At 63.5% G+C, this 18554-nt stretch carries 11 protein-coding genes; 6 read left to right on the plus strand and 5 right to left on the minus strand.

Annotation, left to right across the window (positions count from 1 at the left end):
* Positions 1 to 376 precede the first annotated feature (376 nt).
* Positions 377 to 2203, plus strand: coding sequence for an asparagine synthase-related protein (locus PGX04_RS21325; RefSeq protein ID WP_273740344.1), 1827 nt, complete (start codon positions 377 to 379; stop codon positions 2201 to 2203).
* 288 nt (positions 2204 to 2491) lie between these two features.
* Positions 2492 to 4528, plus strand: a complete 2037-nt coding sequence (locus tag PGX04_RS21330) for a right-handed parallel beta-helix repeat-containing protein (RefSeq protein WP_273740345.1) — start codon at positions 2492 to 2494, stop codon at positions 4526 to 4528.
* Between the two features lie 196 nt (positions 4529 to 4724).
* On the opposite strand, the gene PGX04_RS21335 is transcribed toward PGX04_RS21330, so the two are convergent.
* From PGX04_RS21335 to PGX04_RS21350, 4 genes are all read right to left on the minus strand, one after another.
* Positions 4725 to 5906: a glycosyltransferase family 4 protein gene (locus tag PGX04_RS21335; RefSeq protein WP_273740346.1), complete on the minus strand. Its 1182-nt coding sequence runs from the start codon at positions 5904 to 5906 to the stop codon at positions 4725 to 4727.
* Between the two features lie 146 nt (positions 5907 to 6052).
* Positions 6053 to 7873: a hypothetical protein gene (locus PGX04_RS21340; protein ID WP_273740347.1), complete on the minus strand. Its 1821-nt coding sequence runs from the start codon at positions 7871 to 7873 to the stop codon at positions 6053 to 6055.
* Between the two features lie 678 nt (positions 7874 to 8551).
* On the minus strand, positions 8552 to 9502 hold the full coding sequence (locus tag PGX04_RS21345) for a hypothetical protein (protein ID WP_273740348.1): 951 nt from the start codon (positions 9500 to 9502) through the stop codon (positions 8552 to 8554).
* A gap of 671 nt (positions 9503 to 10173) precedes the next feature.
* Positions 10174 to 11964, minus strand: a complete 1791-nt coding sequence (locus tag PGX04_RS21350) for a hypothetical protein (RefSeq protein ID WP_273740349.1) — start codon at positions 11962 to 11964, stop codon at positions 10174 to 10176.
* A gap of 256 nt (positions 11965 to 12220) precedes the next feature.
* Here PGX04_RS21350 and PGX04_RS21355 point away from each other — a divergent pair, with 256 nt between their 5' ends.
* The gene (locus PGX04_RS21355; protein WP_273740350.1) at positions 12221 to 13528 is read left to right on the plus strand and encodes a hypothetical protein; all 1308 of its coding nucleotides are present in this window, start codon (positions 12221 to 12223) and stop codon (positions 13526 to 13528) included.
* 74 nt (positions 13529 to 13602) lie between these two features.
* A complete protein-coding gene (locus PGX04_RS21360; protein WP_273740351.1) occupies positions 13603 to 15000 on the plus strand; it encodes a PAS domain-containing sensor histidine kinase in 1398 nt (465 codons plus the stop codon).
* A gap of 185 nt (positions 15001 to 15185) precedes the next feature.
* Here the strand turns inward: PGX04_RS21360 and PGX04_RS21365 are convergent, their stop codons facing one another.
* Positions 15186 to 16778, minus strand: a complete 1593-nt coding sequence (locus PGX04_RS21365) for an alkaline phosphatase family protein (RefSeq protein ID WP_273740352.1) — start codon at positions 16776 to 16778, stop codon at positions 15186 to 15188.
* Positions 16779 to 17045: 267 nt separating this feature from the next.
* Here PGX04_RS21365 and PGX04_RS21370 point away from each other — a divergent pair, with 267 nt between their 5' ends.
* Both PGX04_RS21370 and PGX04_RS21375 read left to right on the plus strand, forming a co-directional pair.
* Positions 17046 to 17978: a polysaccharide deacetylase family protein gene (locus tag PGX04_RS21370; protein ID WP_273740353.1), complete on the plus strand. Its 933-nt coding sequence runs from the start codon at positions 17046 to 17048 to the stop codon at positions 17976 to 17978.
* A 92-nt stretch (positions 17979 to 18070) separates the two neighbouring features.
* On the plus strand, positions 18071 to 18554 hold a 484-nt coding region (locus PGX04_RS21375), incomplete at its 3' end, for a Gfo/Idh/MocA family protein (RefSeq protein WP_273740354.1).

The raw sequence follows: 18554 nt of genomic DNA on the forward strand, positions 1-18554 counted from the left end.
CGTCCAAACGGCTCCCGACGACCGTCATCCAGTACCGGAACAGTCGCGTGCCAGCAGCTGTTCTCGGCGCGGGAGCCTTCTGACGCGAACGGCTCGGCCCGCCGCGAGAGTTTCGTGCCCGCAGAGTGACTATAGTAGCCGCTGAAAGTCAATACACACCTGATCGCATAGCATTGCGATCAGTATATGAATCGTTTCAGTGGCTACTATACCGTCTCGAGTCGGCTGCCCCGCAGGCGGACGCCCCGAGACGGCAGTCGATCGAACAGAACCTCGTGCTTCGGGTCGACTGCGGCCGATCACCGCATTCGGTAGCACGGAGCTGTCGGCCGTAAACGCGGCCATTACTATGACGCTGACTCTCACGTCTCCTCATATGGTTGGCATCACCGGGCGAACGCCGGATGCGGACGACGGATCGTTCGCCAGTTCGCTCGAGCCGCTCGTTCACACGGATCGGTACGAGGCCGACGTGGTCTTCGAATCGGCGTCGCGTTCGGTCGGGACGACGGCGTACCCCGAATATCCGATCCGAATCGTCGAGAACGACGAGTACTGGGTCTGTCTCGAGGGCCGGATCTACGACCGCGACGACGAGACGCTCGAACGCGAACTCCTCGAGGTCGCGGCGCACGTGCTCGCGGCCGACGTCGACGACGGGTTCCTGACCGAGTGGTTGCTCGAGACCGACGGCGAGTTCTTGCTCGTCGCCGCCGACAAGGGGAGCGACCGGCTCGGCTTGCTCAACGATCCGCTCGCTCGGCTGCCGACATACTACTTCCACGACGGGGAGACGTTTCTGTTCTCACGGGAACTGCGCTATCTCATCAACGAGGCGCCGATCGAGGGGTTCGATCCGATGGGCGTCGCCCACTGTCTCCTCTTCGGCTACTCGCTGGGCGACCGGACGCTGATCGACGGGGCGAACCGGCTGCGTCCCGGGACGAAACTCACCGTCGATCCGGAGCGCGGCGCGGTCACGGAGACAACGCTCCACCGGTTCGACTTCGGCGAGCCGGCCTACGCGGATCGGAGCCGATCGCGAAACGCCGCCGAACTCGTCGACCGGTTCGAACGGGCCTGCCGCCAGCGGTCGGGCGACGGCACTCGCGACGTGATCTCGTTGAGCGGGGGGCTCGACTCGCGGTCCGTACTCGCCGGGTACCACGCCGAGGAAATCCCGACGACTGCGGCGACGATGGCCTCCGACGAGTTCGTGCCGTCGTCCGACGTCGAACTCGCTCGAGAGCTGGCCGAAGCGTTCGATATCGACTGGCAGCGCTACGATGTCGGGCCGCCCAACGGGTCGGATCTGGACCGAATCATCAAGACGAAAAACGGTCAGATCGGTCTCTTGACCTCGTTCATCCTCGACTTCTTCCGGCAGCTTCGGGAGGAGTACGATGCCGGCCTCACCTACGTTACCGGCGACGGCGGGGACAAGGTGCTTCCCGATCTCACTCCCGCGACGCCGATCGACGACGAATCGGCGCTGGTCGACTACGTTATCGCGGAGAACTGCTTTCTCTCGCTCGAGCAGGTGGCCCAGATTACGGGGCTCTCCGCGGACGCAATTCGGCGGAGCGTTCGTGATCGGCTTCGACTGTACCCTGAGACGGACCCCGCTTCGAAGTACGTCCACTTTCTCGTCTACGAGCGCGGCGTCAACTTCCTGTTTGAGGGCGAGGACCGGAATCGATTCTTCTTCTGGAGTACGACCCCGTTCTACTCGATCGACTTCTTCCGATACGCGATGAACTGCCCGCCCGAGCAGAAGGCCCGGTACGACCTCTATCGCTCGTTCCTCACGGAACTCGCGCCCGCCGCCGCTGCGCTGGCTCACCCCGATTACGGCGTCCCCGTCGCCTCGACTCGCCACGAAGCCGCGGCGTTCGTCGACGACTTGCTTTCGCGGTATCCTCGGGTGTTCGACGTCGTGCGACCGATCGTCAAATCGCTCAACGGTCTCGACACGGAGTCCCAACTGAGACCGAGTACGGTCGACTGCATTCGAACGCAGATCGAACAGTGCGAGGCCGTCGACGACGTGCTCTCGACCGATGAACTCCACGCGTTCCTCGACGCGTACGCTGACCACGATCGGGTGTCGGTCTACCGCCTCTTCGCGCTCACCTCGTTTATCGACGATATACACTCCGCGGAGAGCGTCCTCGAGTCGCGACGCGATGCCGTCTTCGGCTGACTGTCTCGTTCCCCTGTTCGACAGGCGAGTCGTCAGGTCACAATTCTGTCGTATACGTTCGTTTCTCAATTTTTGACAGTTCCAATACCGCTACTATCTTTATACAATATTTGATATCGCTGATTCAATATGCCGCCCCGGCGCAGCCGGCCGTTTTTCAATATAAGAAACCGTTACAAAATTGTATAATTAGAAAAAATATCTACAGTGGTATAATGAACATCACAGAATCTTACTGATATCGAGGAAGGAAAGTTTATGGTCCGGTAGTGTTCTCTCACAGATCGCATGGCACGCGACGAATCGGTACGGGACGCAGATGGTCCCGCCGAACCGACAGTTAGCGACGACGAACAGAGCGAACACAGCATACTCGACCGACGATCGTACCTGAAGGTAGCCAGCGCGACGGCCGTCGCAGCTGGCATCGGGACGACTGCGGCGAGCGCGGCCGACGGTGACTACGAGGTCATCGAGGCGCGCGGACAGTCGATCAGAATCGGCTCCGGTGAGACCTGGGAGAACAAACTCATCGACTTCGGAAACCGAAACAACATCACGATCACCGCCAAGGGATCGAACTGGACGATCCGGAACATCGGCTTTACGGGCACTATCCCCTACAACGAGACCATTTTCGGCGTCTGCGATTCCGGCTCCGGAACGTCGGTAATGGAGAACGTCTACTTCGGCGAGTCGACCGGCGAACAGCCGAGCGGCGAGCGCTCGATCTGCATCTGGGTCGACCCCAGCCACTCGGGGCACCTCGACGTGACGAACGTCAATTTCAACGTTCCCGGAAACAACGGTATCTACGGCTCCGCACCCGCTTACAACGGCGACGGCGGGACGATCGCACTCGAGGGCTGTTACGGCAACGACTGCCATCACACCGCGTTCCGAATCGGTGACTGTGGCATGTCGATCGAGAACTGCGTGAGCTACAAGAGCGGGACGCGCGCGGCGAACCGCAATATCTGGGTCTGGGAAGGCAACTACGGCGGCGGCGCGACCGTCCGCAACTCCCACTTCATCACGAACGGCACGGGCGGCTCGGTCGTGACGAACGGGAGTCCAAATCTGACGCTCGATAACGTCCACACTGACGACGGCCGCGGCGACGGATCGAACCCGCAACATTTCGTCCCCGACGGCTGTCCGGAAAGCGGCGAGGAAGCAGCGAGCGGCGGCAGCGGCGGTGGTTCGTCGAGTCCGCCCTCAAACGACGTGGGTGATTCGGACGAGGACCTCCCCGAGAACACCCTGACGGTCACCGGGACCGGTGACGCGACGGAGTACTACGTCGAGACCACCGACGAACTCGTCGCCGATCCGAACGCCGGCTCGCTCGAGGTTCACGACGAAATCGACGGCACGAGCGCGTCCGGCTGGGTGACCACGTCGTCCCACGTCGACGGGTTCCGCTTCGCCGGCGACCTCCACGAGGTCGCGTTCCGACAGGGCTCGGCCCGCATCGAGGTCAACGGCGAGGTGATCGACCCCGATCAGTACAACGGCGACGAACCCGAACTCGAGAACACGCTGCTGGTCGACGGGATCGGCACCGCCGGCGGAACGAGCTACGAGTTTACGGTCTCGGGGGCCGTCGAAAAGGCGACCGTCGAGGGAGCCACGATCGACGACGAGGACGCCATCGACGGCGGTCACGTCGCGGGCGGCGTCGCCGGCTGGCGCGACGGGTTCCGGTTCGACGGCGACCTCGCGGAACTCACCGTCGACGGCAATGCGCGCGTCCTGGTCAACGGCGAGCAGGTCGATCCGGCCGATTACGGCCAGGAGCAGCCACACGTGCTGACGCTGGTCGGCAACGGATCGGCCGCGAACTACGAGATCACGGTCGACGGCACGATCGACACGGTCGACGGTGACGATTCGGAAGAATTCGCGACGGTGTCCTCCGGGACCACGGTCGAAGGATCGATCGAACGCGGCGCTCAGCGCTTCCGGTTCTCCGGGACGCTCACCGACGTCACCTTCATCGACGGCTCGGCACACGTCTACCTCGACGACCGGCGAATCGACCCCGATCAGTACGGCGAGCAGGAACTGCTCCCCAACGCCATCGTGATCGACGGAGCCGGCACCGACGGCGAGACGAGCTACTCCTTCGAGATCGACGGCGAGGTCGTCACCGCGAGCTATCGCGACGCGTCGATCGACCCCGGCGACGAGATCGAGGGCAGATCCGCCACCGGCAGCGTCGACGACGAACTGGACGCCTACTGGTTCGACGGCGATATCATGGACTTCCGACTCAGCGGCAACGCGAGCGTCGACGTCCAGTACAACGCTCGAAGCAACTGACCGGTCTCGACCGGTTTTTCTGACTGAACCGCTACTCGAGACGACCGCGTTCGGACGCTCGATGGCCCGAACAGGATCGGGTTCGCTACCGCGGTAGTCACCGCTCGCCGAGTTCAGACGGTCCGCTGTAACGGGTAACCGGAGCAACCGCGAACCGTCCTTCAGTTGCTCCGGAACTGACTGACAACAGTCCGTATCAGACCGTATCCACCCGGATCGGCCCGTTCGACGGGCGATCGATCCCCTCGATCGACTCGAGCGCGGTGCGACAGACCCGCTCGAAGCGCTGGGCTTGCGCGGTCCAGCGAAACGCGTACGCGTCTTCGCGAGCCTGCGCACCGAGGCGCGACCGGAGCGACGGGGATTCCACGAGCATCGTCAGCTTGTCCGCGAGGTCCTGGGGATCGCCGGTGCGGGCCAGCAGGCCGTTTTCCCCGTTGGACAGGTAGGTCGTGATCCCCTCGAGATCGGTCGTGACGACCGGGAGGCCACAGGCCATCGCTTCCAGGTTCGCCATCCCGAAACTCTCCTCGTGGCTCGGGAGACAGAACACGTCGGCTCCGGCGTGGTACGCCGGGAGGTCGGGATGGGGAACCTCGCCGTGGCAGACGACGTCGTCGTCGATCCCGAGCGCCGCGGCCCGATCCCGAATCCGGGCGCGCTCGCCCCGCCCGACGAAGTGGAGTTCCTGCCGTCCGTCGAGGGTCGCGACCGCCTCGAGCAGGTCGTCGATCCCCTTCGATTCGACGAGTCGGCCGACGAACAGGATCGCCGGGCCGTCGCTCTCGAAGGCGGGCTCGATACCGGGCCGAAACTCCTCGGGATCGATGCCGGGCGGGACGACGTCCTCGAAGTCGTAGCCGAACGTCTCGGTGAGCCGCCGGGCGGTGTCCGGCGAGTTGGCCACCAGTCGTTCCGTTTGGGAAAACCGATCCCGAAGCCAGGTCATCGGGGTGACGGTCGAGGCCTTGTGGAACGTGTACACGGTCGGCACGTCGACGAGATTCGAGAGGAGCAGGTCGTCCAGAAACTGATAGGTACAGAGGACATCGAGCCGTTCGTTCATGTGATCGATGACGTCGTTGCGGGCCGCCCACAACGTCATCAGGAACTTCTTGCGATTCTGGGTGCCCAGCGGATTGATCGGATCAGTCACTTTGGAAGGGTGGTCGTCAAACGACGGGGTCTCGACGATCGTCACGTCGGAATCGGTCAGGACGGGAGAGAAATCGCCGCGTCTGGTGTAGAGTGTCACGTCGTTCGTCTCGCTGAGTTCGACCGCCATCCGCTGCGTGTAGACGGCGATCCCCCCGGCGTGGCGCGTGCCCGCCGCGTCGTGATAGAACCCGATGTGCATGCGCCAGTAGACGCGTATCAACTGGTTTGTTATTACTCCCGTACCGACAGTACAACCCACCTATCTATACCGCTGGGTGTCTATCCGATGACGGCGTGTCGGTCGGCGTGCTCGAGTCTCGCCACTCGACAACGGCGAGGGAGCGAAACGGGAAAATCGATTCGCCGTTATTGATCGCGCGCGTTGTACTGGATGTCGACGCTCGCGTTACCGCGGAGCTGGAAGTCCGTGATATCGCCGTCGAACCAGTAGGCGTCGAGCCAGTTGCCGATGCCGCCGCGAACGGCTCGACCCTCGGTCACGTCTTCGTCGTCAATCGAGGCGTTCCGGTAGTCCGACTTGACGACTGCACCGTCGACCTTAAAGGAATACGTACTCGGTCCGTCGGCGTCGACGCCGTCGATCACGAGGGCGTGTGGAAGCAGTTCGTGCTCCCCGTATTCGCTCGGATCGATCGATTCGCCGTCGACCGTCACGTCCGCCGCGCCGTCGCTGAACGTGAGGTCCGTCAACGCACCCGAGAATCTGAAGGACTGGGTTTCGTCGGAGAGCGAACTCTGAACCGTCGACCCCGAGACCGTCGTCGCGTCCGCTTCCGGCTGCGCTTCCGACGCGAGTTCGATCGCTCCGTCGACCGTGATCTCGTAGCTCGTCGGCGTCCCCTGTCCCGCGACCTCGAGGACGTGCGGAAGCTGACGCCCGACGTCGGCCGGATCGACCTCCTCGCCGTTGACGAGCACCGTTCCGGGGCCGTCCACGGTGAGTTCCGCGAGGTCGCCGTCGAACCGGAAGGCGTCCTTCCAGTCGGCCACGCTGCCCTGCACGGTAGTGCCGTCGATGGTGTCCTCGTCGTCGATCGAGGCACCCTCGTAGTTGGCGTGTTCGATCGCACCGTCGACCGTGAACTCGTATCGGGTCGTGTCCGACGGATCGCCGTCGACGAGGAGGACGTTCGGCAGTTGCGGGCTCTCCTCGTCGGCGGTCGTCCCCTCGTTGCTGGTTCCGCCGCTGGAGCCGGCGGTTTCTGCGCCCGATGCGGCTTCCTCGGGCGTCGTCGGGACGCCGTCGGGGATGGAGAGATCGGGTTCACTCGAGATGTCGCTGCCGATGGAGACCGTCGACCCGTTCGCCTGCCGGATCTGTCCGCGATAGCCGCCGCTCTGGAAGTCGACGTTGCCCGCAGAACCGTTCGCGCCGGCCACGAGCGAGTACGGGTAGGGACCGTCGGCGAAGTGCGAGTTGCGGATGGTCACGGTACCGCCGTTCCAGACCCAGACGGGGCGACCGTTGGTCTCGCCGTAGCCGCCGTAGCCGCGCCCGTAGTCGGTATCGTCGTTGTAGGCGACGCAGTCGACGATCTCGTCGTCCTCGCCGCCGCATCGGAAGGTGGTGACGCCGTTGTTCTTGCCGAAACAGCGCTCGAATCGGACGCTGCCGCCGTACGGCGTGTTGGAACAGTAAAAGCCGTTGTTCGGGTATCCCTGGACGTTGCAGTTGCGGAAGGTGAGGTCCGCTTCGCTCCCACGGTGCATAAACACGGCACCGGGGCCGTGAACGAAGCTCGCGCCCTCCTTCGTCGCGCCGTCGCCCAGATAAATGTTCTCGAAGAGGATGTCTCCCTTCCCGGCATTGATCGATATCATGAACGAGTCCCCGCGGTAGAGGCCTTTGAAACCGATATTTCGAACCGCGGAGTCTGCTCCGTTGACCATTATCAGGAAACTCTCTCCTGTTGTGAGGTCGATCAGTTTGTTCTCGTACGTTTCGCCGCGGTTGACCGTCACCGTCTGTCCGCGCGCCTCGACGACTTCGTAGTCATCTTCGACGGCGCTCGCGGCTCCGGTGAATGTCGCGGCCGCCGTCGTCGCACCGGCCAGCTTCATGTACGATCGCCGGTGTAGTAATACGTTGTTACCGCCGTCGTCGATCGCCTCCGCGTCGGTGGAGGCGGACGACTCGTCGTCCAAAACCGAAGGGTCGCGTGCCATGCAATCAGGTAATTCGATACTACCGGCATAAACTTTCCGCATTTCTGCACTTAAAATTTACAGACTGTACCTATTCTCTGTACTATTTCTAAAAGTTTGAGTGGTTTTTAATGACGGAATTATATATACAAGACATTCTCGTTTTCCTATTGGTATGATCGTATTACCAGGGAATGGCCGCCGAAAGCCGGTCGGCTCCGGGTGGCCTTCGCCGATAATACGATATTACTTCGGCGGCGATACTTCGAATACACCCGAAAGAAGTGATCGCCTATAGCAGCTTTGTCTCTCGAGAAACGGGCACCTCGAATCCGGATGGACAACCAATACTAGGGTAGTCGCTGAAGGTCACTGCCCATCTGCTCGCATGAGAGTATTGCAGTTCGAAGCGCACCGTGAGCGAGAACCCGCACCGTGAGCGAGAACCGCTGACTGTGCGATCAGCGTGAAGTCGTTTCGCTGACTACGATAACTGTCATTGGAGCGACGGCTCGAGGATGTAGCGGCTGTCGAACGAGACGAGACGTGAAAACGGCGAGAGTGTGCCAGCGCGGATCGGGGGAGGGCAGCAGCGATCCGCACTGTGGAGGGAAGGCGCGTCAGCGGGGAACGGATCGTGTGGAGGGATGCGTCAGCGGGGACGGAGAGCGTCGGGGGAGGGTCGCGTCAGCGGAGGATTCAGTTCGAAGCGCCCGATGCGGCGTCTTTGGGGGAGGTCGGGACGCCGTCCGGGATGGCTGCCTTGGGATCGGTACCGACGCCGTCACCGAGCTGGACGGTCGAGCCCGCTTCTTCGGCGATGCCCGCTTCGTCGTCGTAGTCGGAGTTCGTGACGGCGACTTCGGTGGGATTTCCGTTCGCACCGGCGACGATGGCGGAGTTCTGGCCGTTCATCTCGATCTGACAGTTGTCGACCTCGACCGTCCCGGGGGCCCACGCCCAGATGCCGCGGCCGGCGTAGCCCTCGCTGGCGTCGACGGAGACGCTGGAATTGGTCACCTTGCTGCCCTCGGTGGCCAGTCGGAAGTGCGAGACGTAGCAGTTCGCGGCGTAGCTGCTGTCGATGTGAATCGTGCCGCCGCCCTTGTTGCCGGGCGCGGAGCCGTAGATCGCGTTGTCCGCGAAGTTCTGGATGTTGACGTTTTTGAAGTCGATGTGACCAGAGTGATCGGGAGCGACCCAGAAGGCGGTCTGACCGTGCCCGTTCGGGTTGCCGTTACCCGTGCTCGAGCCGTCGCCGAGGTAGACGTTCTCCACGGTACAGGTACCGTCGGCGGTGTCGGAGATACCGAAGGTGGCGGAGCCGGTGCCGGAGGTGTTCTCGCCCTTGAACCCGACGTTTCGGATCGTCCAGTCGCTGCTGTGGGCCGTGACGACGATGTCCTGCCCGGTCGTCATGTCGATGAGCTTGTTCTCCCAGGTCTCACCGGCGTCGATGGTGATCGTCTGTCCCTCGGCTTCGATAACCTCGTAGTCGTCCTGGGCCGAGGCTGCACCGGCACCGCCGAGTGTGGTCGTCGCGGTCGCCACCGCGGCGAGCGAGCGAACGTAGTTACGGCGAGTTAATCCGGAATTTCGGCCTGTCGTCGGAGCGGATTCCGTCTCGGACGTACGGGGATTCTGCGCCATACAATTGCGTAACATCATCTTACGCCCATAAACTTTTCCTTGCTATCATGGCTTAAATTTACAGACTTACTTTCTAACATTGTAGAAGTACGCACAATCTACGCAAATTTATTCTCGAACATACGAACGAGAAGACAGTCAAACGGCGGTGTGAAACCCCAGCTTTTCTCGAGGAACGGTCTAATATCTCGCATAGAAGGCGTCTGAGGCCCGCCTTCGAGAAGTGATCGATGCGCCGACTCATCGCTGAAACCGATGGTTCGTCCTAACAGCGTCGCGTTTCCCCGGTTATAATACGGTATTACCACCCGATTTGCCGGTCGACAGCGACCGGCACCGGTCAGCCAACTGGCGGCCGCGAGGACGAATGTCGCACGGAATCGAAACCGCGATCGCGACATCGATATCGGTCCGCCGAGTCGGCGCGTCGATCGAATCGGACTTTAAATAGAATTCTGTGCGCACGCGTGCGTTTACTACAACTATTTTCGAGTCAGAGACGGTCTTCAACTTGCCATCCTCCCCGCTCTAAAGGGCGAGGATTCCCCGAAGGGATATTCAGCTTGCGCGTTTCCTCGGGGTTCAAGTACGCTTTCGCGTGACCCGTCAACGGTCGTCATCCTGTTATGACCAAGGACGTGCTTTCCAGCGCGTGCGACCGATCGAGGAGCCTACGGTGCGCTATCGATCGCGTACATCTCGAAGTCGTCGTTCGAGATGACCTTGTTCGCGCCCGGCTCGGTTTCGAGTCCCTCGAGCGCCCTCCTGTCGTAATTGAGTCCCCGGTAGACGTCGAGTTCCCTCGACTCGTCCCAGTCGGTGACGACGAAGTAGTACTCGTCGGTGGGATAGGCCCCGCTGTAGTTCCCCTCCGAAAACACGGTGGCGTTGACGGAGCCGGTCGAGGCCGACGCGCCGCTGACCGTGTCGCCGCCGGAAATGCCGTTGATGCCGTGGTCGTATCGATAGGGGTCGTACCCCATCCCCGCGTAGGGGACGTCCTCGGCCCCGTGATTCAGCCCCTCCTCGTAGCCGCTCATCATTCCGTCGGTCACGTGCTGGCCCGGGTTATAGATCAGCGGCGACGTGAATACCGTCATGAGCCCGAGGACGAGACACGCACCGAGCACCAGCGCCGTGACCGCGTTCGCGCCCGGTCTCGTGATCACTCTCGAGAGGCCGCCGACGAGCTGTGCGAGGGCGATGCCGGCCAGAATCGTCAGGAGCACGTAGATAAAGCCCATCTGCCGGAACGCCATCGTCGGCGTCCCGAGGAAGTAGACGAAAAACATCGCGGAGAGCGGGAACAATGCGAACGCGAAGTAATTGACGAAGGATTTGGCCTCTCCGTCGAGCCTCGTTCGGCCGAGCCAAACGACCAGGATGAAGCAGCCGACGATGAGGCCGATGATCGCCGCGTCGAGGAACATCTTTACGAACAACTCGGTGAGGCTTCCACCGATTTCGGTCAACGACGTCCCCCGTTGAGTGACCTCGGTGCCGCCACCGATATCCTGCGCGAGCAGTCCGGTGACGAGGCCGCCGACGGCCTGCCTGAACCGTTCGTTGCCGAGCGCCCAGAGCCCGAAGAGGGCCCCGAGGGAGAGCGTGTGAACGTGGGTCGTCGGATGCTCGAGCATCGGGTGTTCGTCGTAGCGCCGGCGGGCGAGGTACTGGACGCCGCTGATCGCGCCGATGAGAACGACGACGTTGAACATCTGCTGGGGGTGCACCAGCAAGAGTGCGAGGCCGGTGAGAAAGACGAGGGCACTGAACGGCGACACGTCGAGCGGGAGCCGCTCGAGCGTCGAGCGCCGGCGGAGGTAGGCGACGATCGCGAAGAGCACGGGCGGAACGAGGAACAGCGCGTTCGAGTTGGTGTGGACGCCCATGTGCGTCGCGATGTTGTTGATCGGCAGCACCATCCAAGAGACGATCGCGGCGAGGCCGACCGCCAGCCCGTCGCCGGTCATATCGCGGACGACGAGCGGGACGAAGACGAGGAAGGGGATGAAGAGGACGACCATCCCGATCAGGAGCCCGCGTTCGATCGAGACGCCGCCGGCGAAGTGCAGGACCGTCGCGATAGCGTGGAGCCCCGGATAGAAGAGTTCGTGCGGCGCGGTTCCGCCGGTGACGATGTCGCGCGTCCACCCGAGGTGCGTGAGTGCGTCGCCCATTCCGGCGAACCGATAGTTCCTGAGTATCGGGAGGCTCACGATGGCCGTGACCGTCAGTCCCCCGAGACCGATTCCGAGTCCCTGCTGACGGCCCCGACAGGACAGGGTCGTTCCGACCGCGATCGCGAGCGCGAGTGCGAACCCGAACCAGGTAATCGTCGGCGCTCCCGCGTAGACCGACGGCTCGTAGGCGGTCGCGGGATTCGCCCTCGCCACGAGGATCCCCATCGCGACCGCGAGAAAGCCGATCGCAACCGTCGCGTTGAGCGTCGATCGTCTCATGCCCTCTCACCGAGTTCGGCCGGACCAGTCTCGATACGCATGTGTTGGGCCAGTGGTCGGCGCTTCCGAGGTTTGTTATAGGCTTCCTACCCTCGAAAACAGACGTTGTGAAGGCTACATCCGAAGTATGCTATCCCTAGCGAATCCGAACGGTCAGCTACGGATTGATTTCTCGCGTCGGAATCGATCAACGATTGTGCTGGTTTTTGTAGGCGGTCGTGGTCGGTCGAGACGACACCCGACCTCGCGCTCACCTATGTCTTCAATCATCATCGACGAGATCACCGCCCGCGACGGCACCCTCGAGTGCTCGGTCCGCAGCTCGGCCGACCTCGAGCGGTTCTTCACCGACGAATCGTTTCGGACCAGCTACGACGTTCCGATCGGGGACGTTCCCGAAGGCGTGCTCGCGATCCCCGTCCTCGCGCAGGTCTGTCCGGTCGCGTGGGCCAACGGAGCCGACGTCTACGTCGACGAGGTCGACGCGACGTTCGCTCGGGCGCTCGAGGACGTGAAGGAATCGCTGTGTGACATGCACGGCTTCCTCGAGGGCGGGACGCTCTACGCCCGTCGAACCATCGAACCGGAGCCGAACGCGACCGGCGAGAGCGGCCTGCTGTTCACCGGCGGCGTCGACTCGACGTGCTCGTACGTCCGCCACCGCGAGGAGTCGCCGACGCTGATCAGCGTTCGCGGCTGGACGATTACCCCGGACGCCGCCGACGACGAGAAGTGGGATGCCCTCCGCGAGCGCGTCTCGGACTTCGCCGCCGACCGCGACTGCGAGACGGCGTTCGTCGAGTCGAACATGCTCTCGTTTCTCGATCATCCCATGCTGTTGGCCCACTACAAGCGCTACGTCGACGGCGGCTGGTACAGCTCCGTGGGTCACGGGCTGGGACTGCTCGGCCTCTGCGCGCCGATGGCCTACGCGCGCGGAGTGGAAGATCTCTACGTCGCCGCGACTCACTGGGACGGGATCGACCTCGAGTGGGGTTCTCGCCCCGACGTCGACGAGCGCGTCCGGTGGGCCGGGACGCGATGTCACCACGACGCCTACGAACTCACCCGGCAGGAACGCCTCGACGTCATCGCCGACTACGTCCGCGACGAGGATCCCGAACTGCAACTCCAGACCTGTAACGACCGCATGGACGGTAACTGCGGCGAGTGCGAGAAGTGCTATCGGACGGCGGTCGGCCTTCGCCTGTCCGGCCTCGAGCCGTCGAACCACGGCTATCCGTTCTCGGACGCGGACTACCGCGACCTCCGACGTTCCCTCGAGCGCGGCGAGTGGGTGCTGGGACAGGACGAACGCCACATGTGGGCCGACATCCGCGAGCGCGCGATCGAGACCGAACCCGCGACGCCGGCGGAGCGAACCTTCTTCGAGTGGCTCGAAACCGCGGATCTGGCCGACCTGATATCGTCGTCCGGCTCGCCGCTGGTCCACCGACTCCTCTGGGCCGGCGCGCGAAACGCGCCGAACAGCGTCTACAACACCGTGTACCCGGCCTGGACGACGGCGAAAGCCGGCCTTCGACTCGTTCGGTCCGGTCGATAGAGCGAGGCGTTCGGTCGGCGTCGCGTCCACCACGCTTTTCTTCATCCTACGTGAACGAATGACACAACAGTGAGATGACCGTCGAAATCGGCGATCTGGCCTCGATCTTGCTCGAGAACGCCCAGGACAAACTCGCCGTCGTCGACGAGGCGGGAACGTACCGCTACGTCAACGAGGCGAGCCGCTCCATCCTCGGGTACGAGCCGGACCAGCTCGTCGGCGAGAATTCCCAGGTGTACATCCATCCGGACGATCGACAAACCGTCGCGGACCGGTTCCGGCAGATCAGTGCGACGGGGGAATCGTCCGCGTCGGTCCGGTATCGTCACGCGACCCGAAGCGACGAGTGGGTGTGGCTCGAGAGCCGCTTTACGGATCTGCCCGGCAACACGCTCGAGGGGTACGTCGTCAGCTCGCGTGATATCTCCCGACAGGTCGCTGCGGAACGCGATCGCCGCACCGCCGAGAGTCGACTGCAGACGATCGCCGGGGCGGTCGGGGACGTCCTCTGGATGTTCAACGATGACTGGACCGAGCTTCTGTTCGTCAACCCGGCCTACGAAGACGTCTTCGGCCAACCGGTCGAGGATCTCGAGGCGAACCCGCGGGAGTTTCTGGAGGTCGTCCACCCCGACGACGTTTCCCGCGTCAAGCAAGCGATGGCCCGTACCTCGGCCGGCGAATCGGTCGACATCGAGTACCGCGTCAATCCGGCCACCGACTACAGTCGCTGGATTTGGGTGCGTTCCGAACCGATCATCGAAGACGGCGAGGTCGACCGTATCGTCGGATTCTCCCGGGATATCACCGATCGTCGTCGCCGGGAACGCCAGCTGGTGATCATGGACAATCTCCTTCGACACAACCTGCGAAACGATCTGTCCGTGATGCTCGGCAACGCGGAGTGCATCGCCAGTGAGGGTGACGAACCGTCCCGCGAACACGCGGCGATCATCCGCCGACAGGGACAGGAACTCCTCGAGACCGCCGCCAAGCAGCGCGAGATCATCGAGTTGCTGACGGAGGGATCGGCGCCCACCTCGATCGACCTCGTCCCGGTCGTAACCGAGACGATCGAAACGATACGCGACCGGTATCCGAACGCGGCGATCGAGACGACGTCTCCGGACACCGCGATCGCCCGCGCAGTGACCAAAATCGAGTTAGCCGTGGCGGAACTCCTCGAGAACGCGGTTCGACACGAACCGAACGGAGAGCCGAAACTGTCGGTAACCGTCCGCTCGCGCCCGGAAACGATCTCCGTCGCAATTCGAGATAACTGCCCGCCGATCCCGGAAGTCGAGTTTCGCATTCTCACCGGCGACTGGAAGATGGACGACGTCTATCACACGTCCGGGCTGGGTCTGTGGCTCGTCTACTGGGTCGCCGACCTCTCGGACGGCAATATAGCGTTCGATCGGTCCGAGACGGGAAACACCATTACTCTGACTCTACCCCGCGATCGGACGTGACTGGAGGTTGTCGGTCGTTCGGCATCCGTTCGAACGGTCCGGAGGGATTCGAGATCGAAGAGCGACAGGAGAGAGCGGCCTGTCACGACGAATACGGCGGTAGTTACCCGCCCTCTGCCGGGCCGATAGTCACTCGGAGAACGGTCGCGACGGACGGCAGGATCCATTATTCCATGTAGCCGATATTATTCCATGTAGCCGAGCCCCTTCAGTCGGTCCTCGACGTCGTCGAAGTCCTCGTCGACCGCGTCGTCGCTGTCGGTCCGGCTGACAGTCGTGCGATCGACCTTCCTCGAGGACGGGCGCGCTTCCTCGGCGAACGCATCGAACAACACGCGTCCGTCGGCGTTTTCCGGGACCGGTTCGCCGATTCCGTGGAGCAGCGTCGGCGCGATGTCGACCACGCGCGCCCCCCGGAGCGTCGCCCCGGCGTCGATCGACGGCCCGCGACACAGAACGATCCCCTCGCTGCGGTGGCTCGCGTCGTAGACCCCGGTGTCGCCGATCACGTCGTCCGCGACCGAGCTCCGCGCCTCGTAGGTACCCCGACCGCTCACGACCAGGTCCGGTGACTCCTCGTCCGTCGGGAACAGTTCGTCCCCGTCGGACACCTCGAGCAGCGCCTCCCCGTCGGCGTCGGTCGCCGACTCCAGGGCGGCCCTGATGTCTGCCTTGATCTCCGGTATCTCGTCGGGATCGACGACGCCGCTGTCGAAGCGCTCGGTGTCGTTGATGTACAGGTTGCCGGTGTCGTGGACGAACGCGACCGTGCGGTCGAAGTCGACGTCGTAGAGGGCGTGATCGCCGGGGATCTGCTCGGCGACGGAGTCGACCAGCTGCCGGGGAAGTGACTGGACGAGGGCCTTTTCGGTGATCCCGACTCGATTGAGCGCGCCGGTGATCGCGTCCCGAGAGATGCCGAGGCTCGCGAGCGCGCCGCGGGTCCCGTCGTCTTCGCGGCGGAACAGGTAGCCTTCCCGCTCGAGGATGCGGTTGACGTAGACGAGATCCTCGATCGGGCCGAAGCCGTGATCGGAGACGACGTAGAGGTCCGCGTCGTGGTCGTCCGTGTAGTCCATGACTTCGCCGAGCACGTCGTCGAGTTTCTTGTAGTGGGCGAGGAGCCGATCCATGTCCCAGATGAGGTGCTGGAATCGGTCGGGTGCGGTGTAGACGAAGAAGAACAGCTGCCAGTCGTCGCCGGCGCGGTCCATCTGAATCCCCATCAGCTCGCGGCGCTTCGCAAGCACGTCGTCGACGGCGACTTCGAAGTCGTCCAGTCGGTCGGCGTACTCGGGGTAATCGAGGCTGATCTCGTAGTCCGGGATCCGGGAATCGATCTCGTCCCGGAGATCCGGTGGATGGGTGAACTCCCGGTCCGTCGAGGGCGTCATCATGCCCGTGACCATGGTGCCGTCGATATCGCTGACCGGATACGTCATCGGGACGTTCCCGACGTGGGCCGGCCCGAGTTGCTCCCAGAGGGCCGGCTGTCGGAGATCTCGACTCGTGTACATCTCGTGGCTGTATTCCGAAGAGAGGTTCTGAAAGCCGTAGATCCCGTGCTTGTCCGGCCAGACACCCGTGGCGATCGACGGCCACGCGAGCGGCGTCGTCGGCGGACGCGTGCTCTCGAGCGTTCCGGACGCGCCCTCCTCGCGCATACGAGCGAAGTTCGGGAGCTCGTCCTCGTCGCTCCATTGCTCGATGAGTCTCCACGGTACGCCGTCGAGTCCGAGCACGAACGCTCGCTCGGAGGGGGGTGTAGATCCGCTCATGATTTATGTAGGGAGACGTCGAAGACGCCTGTGGACAGAAATTGCCCGACGAGCGCTTTGTTATAGAGAGGTTTCACCCGGTAGCCGCCCCCACTCGATTCCGTTCGCTCCGATTAACGCTTCCGCCAGCACATCCGCGCTCTGCGGCGCGCGAGAACCAGCGGTAACCGCGACGGTTCTCGGTCCCCGTCCCGACAAGGGATCCATAACGAAGTCATCCCGGGCGGACCGTCCCGATATGAAACGCGTTCAACAGTGGTGGATATCGTGGGCAGCGTCGTAATTTCCCTCGACGCCGAACTCGGCTGGGGATTTCACGATCTGGCCGACCCGCCGGCCGAGCGGGTCGAGGCCGGTCGCCGCGGCTGGTCGGTCATGCTCGAGTTGTTCGAGGAGTTCGATATCCCGGCCACGTGGGCGGTCGTCGGTCACCTCATGCTCGACGACTGCGACGGCGTCCACGCCGATCATCCCGCCCCCGACGGCTGGTTCGACCGCGAGCGAACCGACTGGGCGGACCGCGATGACCTCCGATACGGCCCCGATCTCGTGACGGCCCTCCTCGAGTCGGACACCGATCACGAGTTCGCCAGTCACTCCTTCTCGCACGCCCTGTTCGGCCGCCCGGAGACGGATCGCGAGTTCGCCGTCGCCGAACTCGAGCGCAGCCGCGAAATCGCGGTCGACTGGAACGAGTCGATCGACTCGTTCGTCTATCCGCGCAACGATATCGGCCACCGGGAGGTGCTGGCCGAGCAGGGGGTCTCGGCCTATCGGGGACGGTCGCCGACGCGGGACGGCGTGCGCGGGATCTTCGATTCGACGATTCGGGACCGATCGATGCTGGTTGAACCGGTCGTCGACGAGTACGGACTGGTCAACGTTCCGGCGTCGATGTTCCTCTTCGGATTCGAGGGTCCGGCGCGGACGGTCGCGGAGTCGATCTGGACGGATCCGATGGTCGAGCTAGCCCGCAGCGGGATCGACGAGGCGGCCCGGACCGACGGGCTCTTCCACATGTGGCTCCACCCGAACAACCTGACCCACGAGCGGGACGATCGCCGCATGCGGGCGATTCTCTCACACCTCGAGCATCGGCGGACCGCGACCGATCTCACGGTCGAGACGATGGCCGACGTCGCCCACCGGGTCGCGGGACCGTCGTCAGCCATCGAGCGGGCGACGGCGAGCTGGAGCTGACGGACGAGACCGACCGAAGGGACGCGCTACTCGGCCGCTCGACGCGGTACGGCGATGATAACAAAGCCCGCAGCCGGCCCGTTTTCGGGCAGATGGCACCAACGCTTCTGGATCGATGGACCGACTCGAGTTCCCTGTCGGTGGGCGTACTCGGTGTCGGTAATATCGGCATGGTACACCTGAAGTCGGCGGCCGCGATGCCCGGCGTCGAGGTCGTGGCGGCCGCTGACGCCGTTCCCGAGAACCGTAGCCGCGCCGAACGCGTCGGCGCATCGAACACGTACGACGACTACGCGATGCTACTCGCGTCCGAAGATCTGGATGCGGCGGTCGTCGCACTTCCTCCGTTCCTCCACGCCGAAGCCGTCGAGCGGGCCGCCGAGGCCGGCGTCGACGTCTTCGTCGAGAAACCCATGGCTCGGACGACCGACGAGGCCGGCGAGATGCTCGAGACCGCCCGCGACGCGGGCATCGCCATCGGCGTCGACCACACGCTGCGCTACCAGCCGGACATGGCCGGCGTCAAGGCGGCCTACGACGAGGGGAGCGTCGGTCACGTCCCCTACGCCTCGATCA

The sequence above is a fragment of the Natrinema soli genome, from assembly GCF_028618695.1.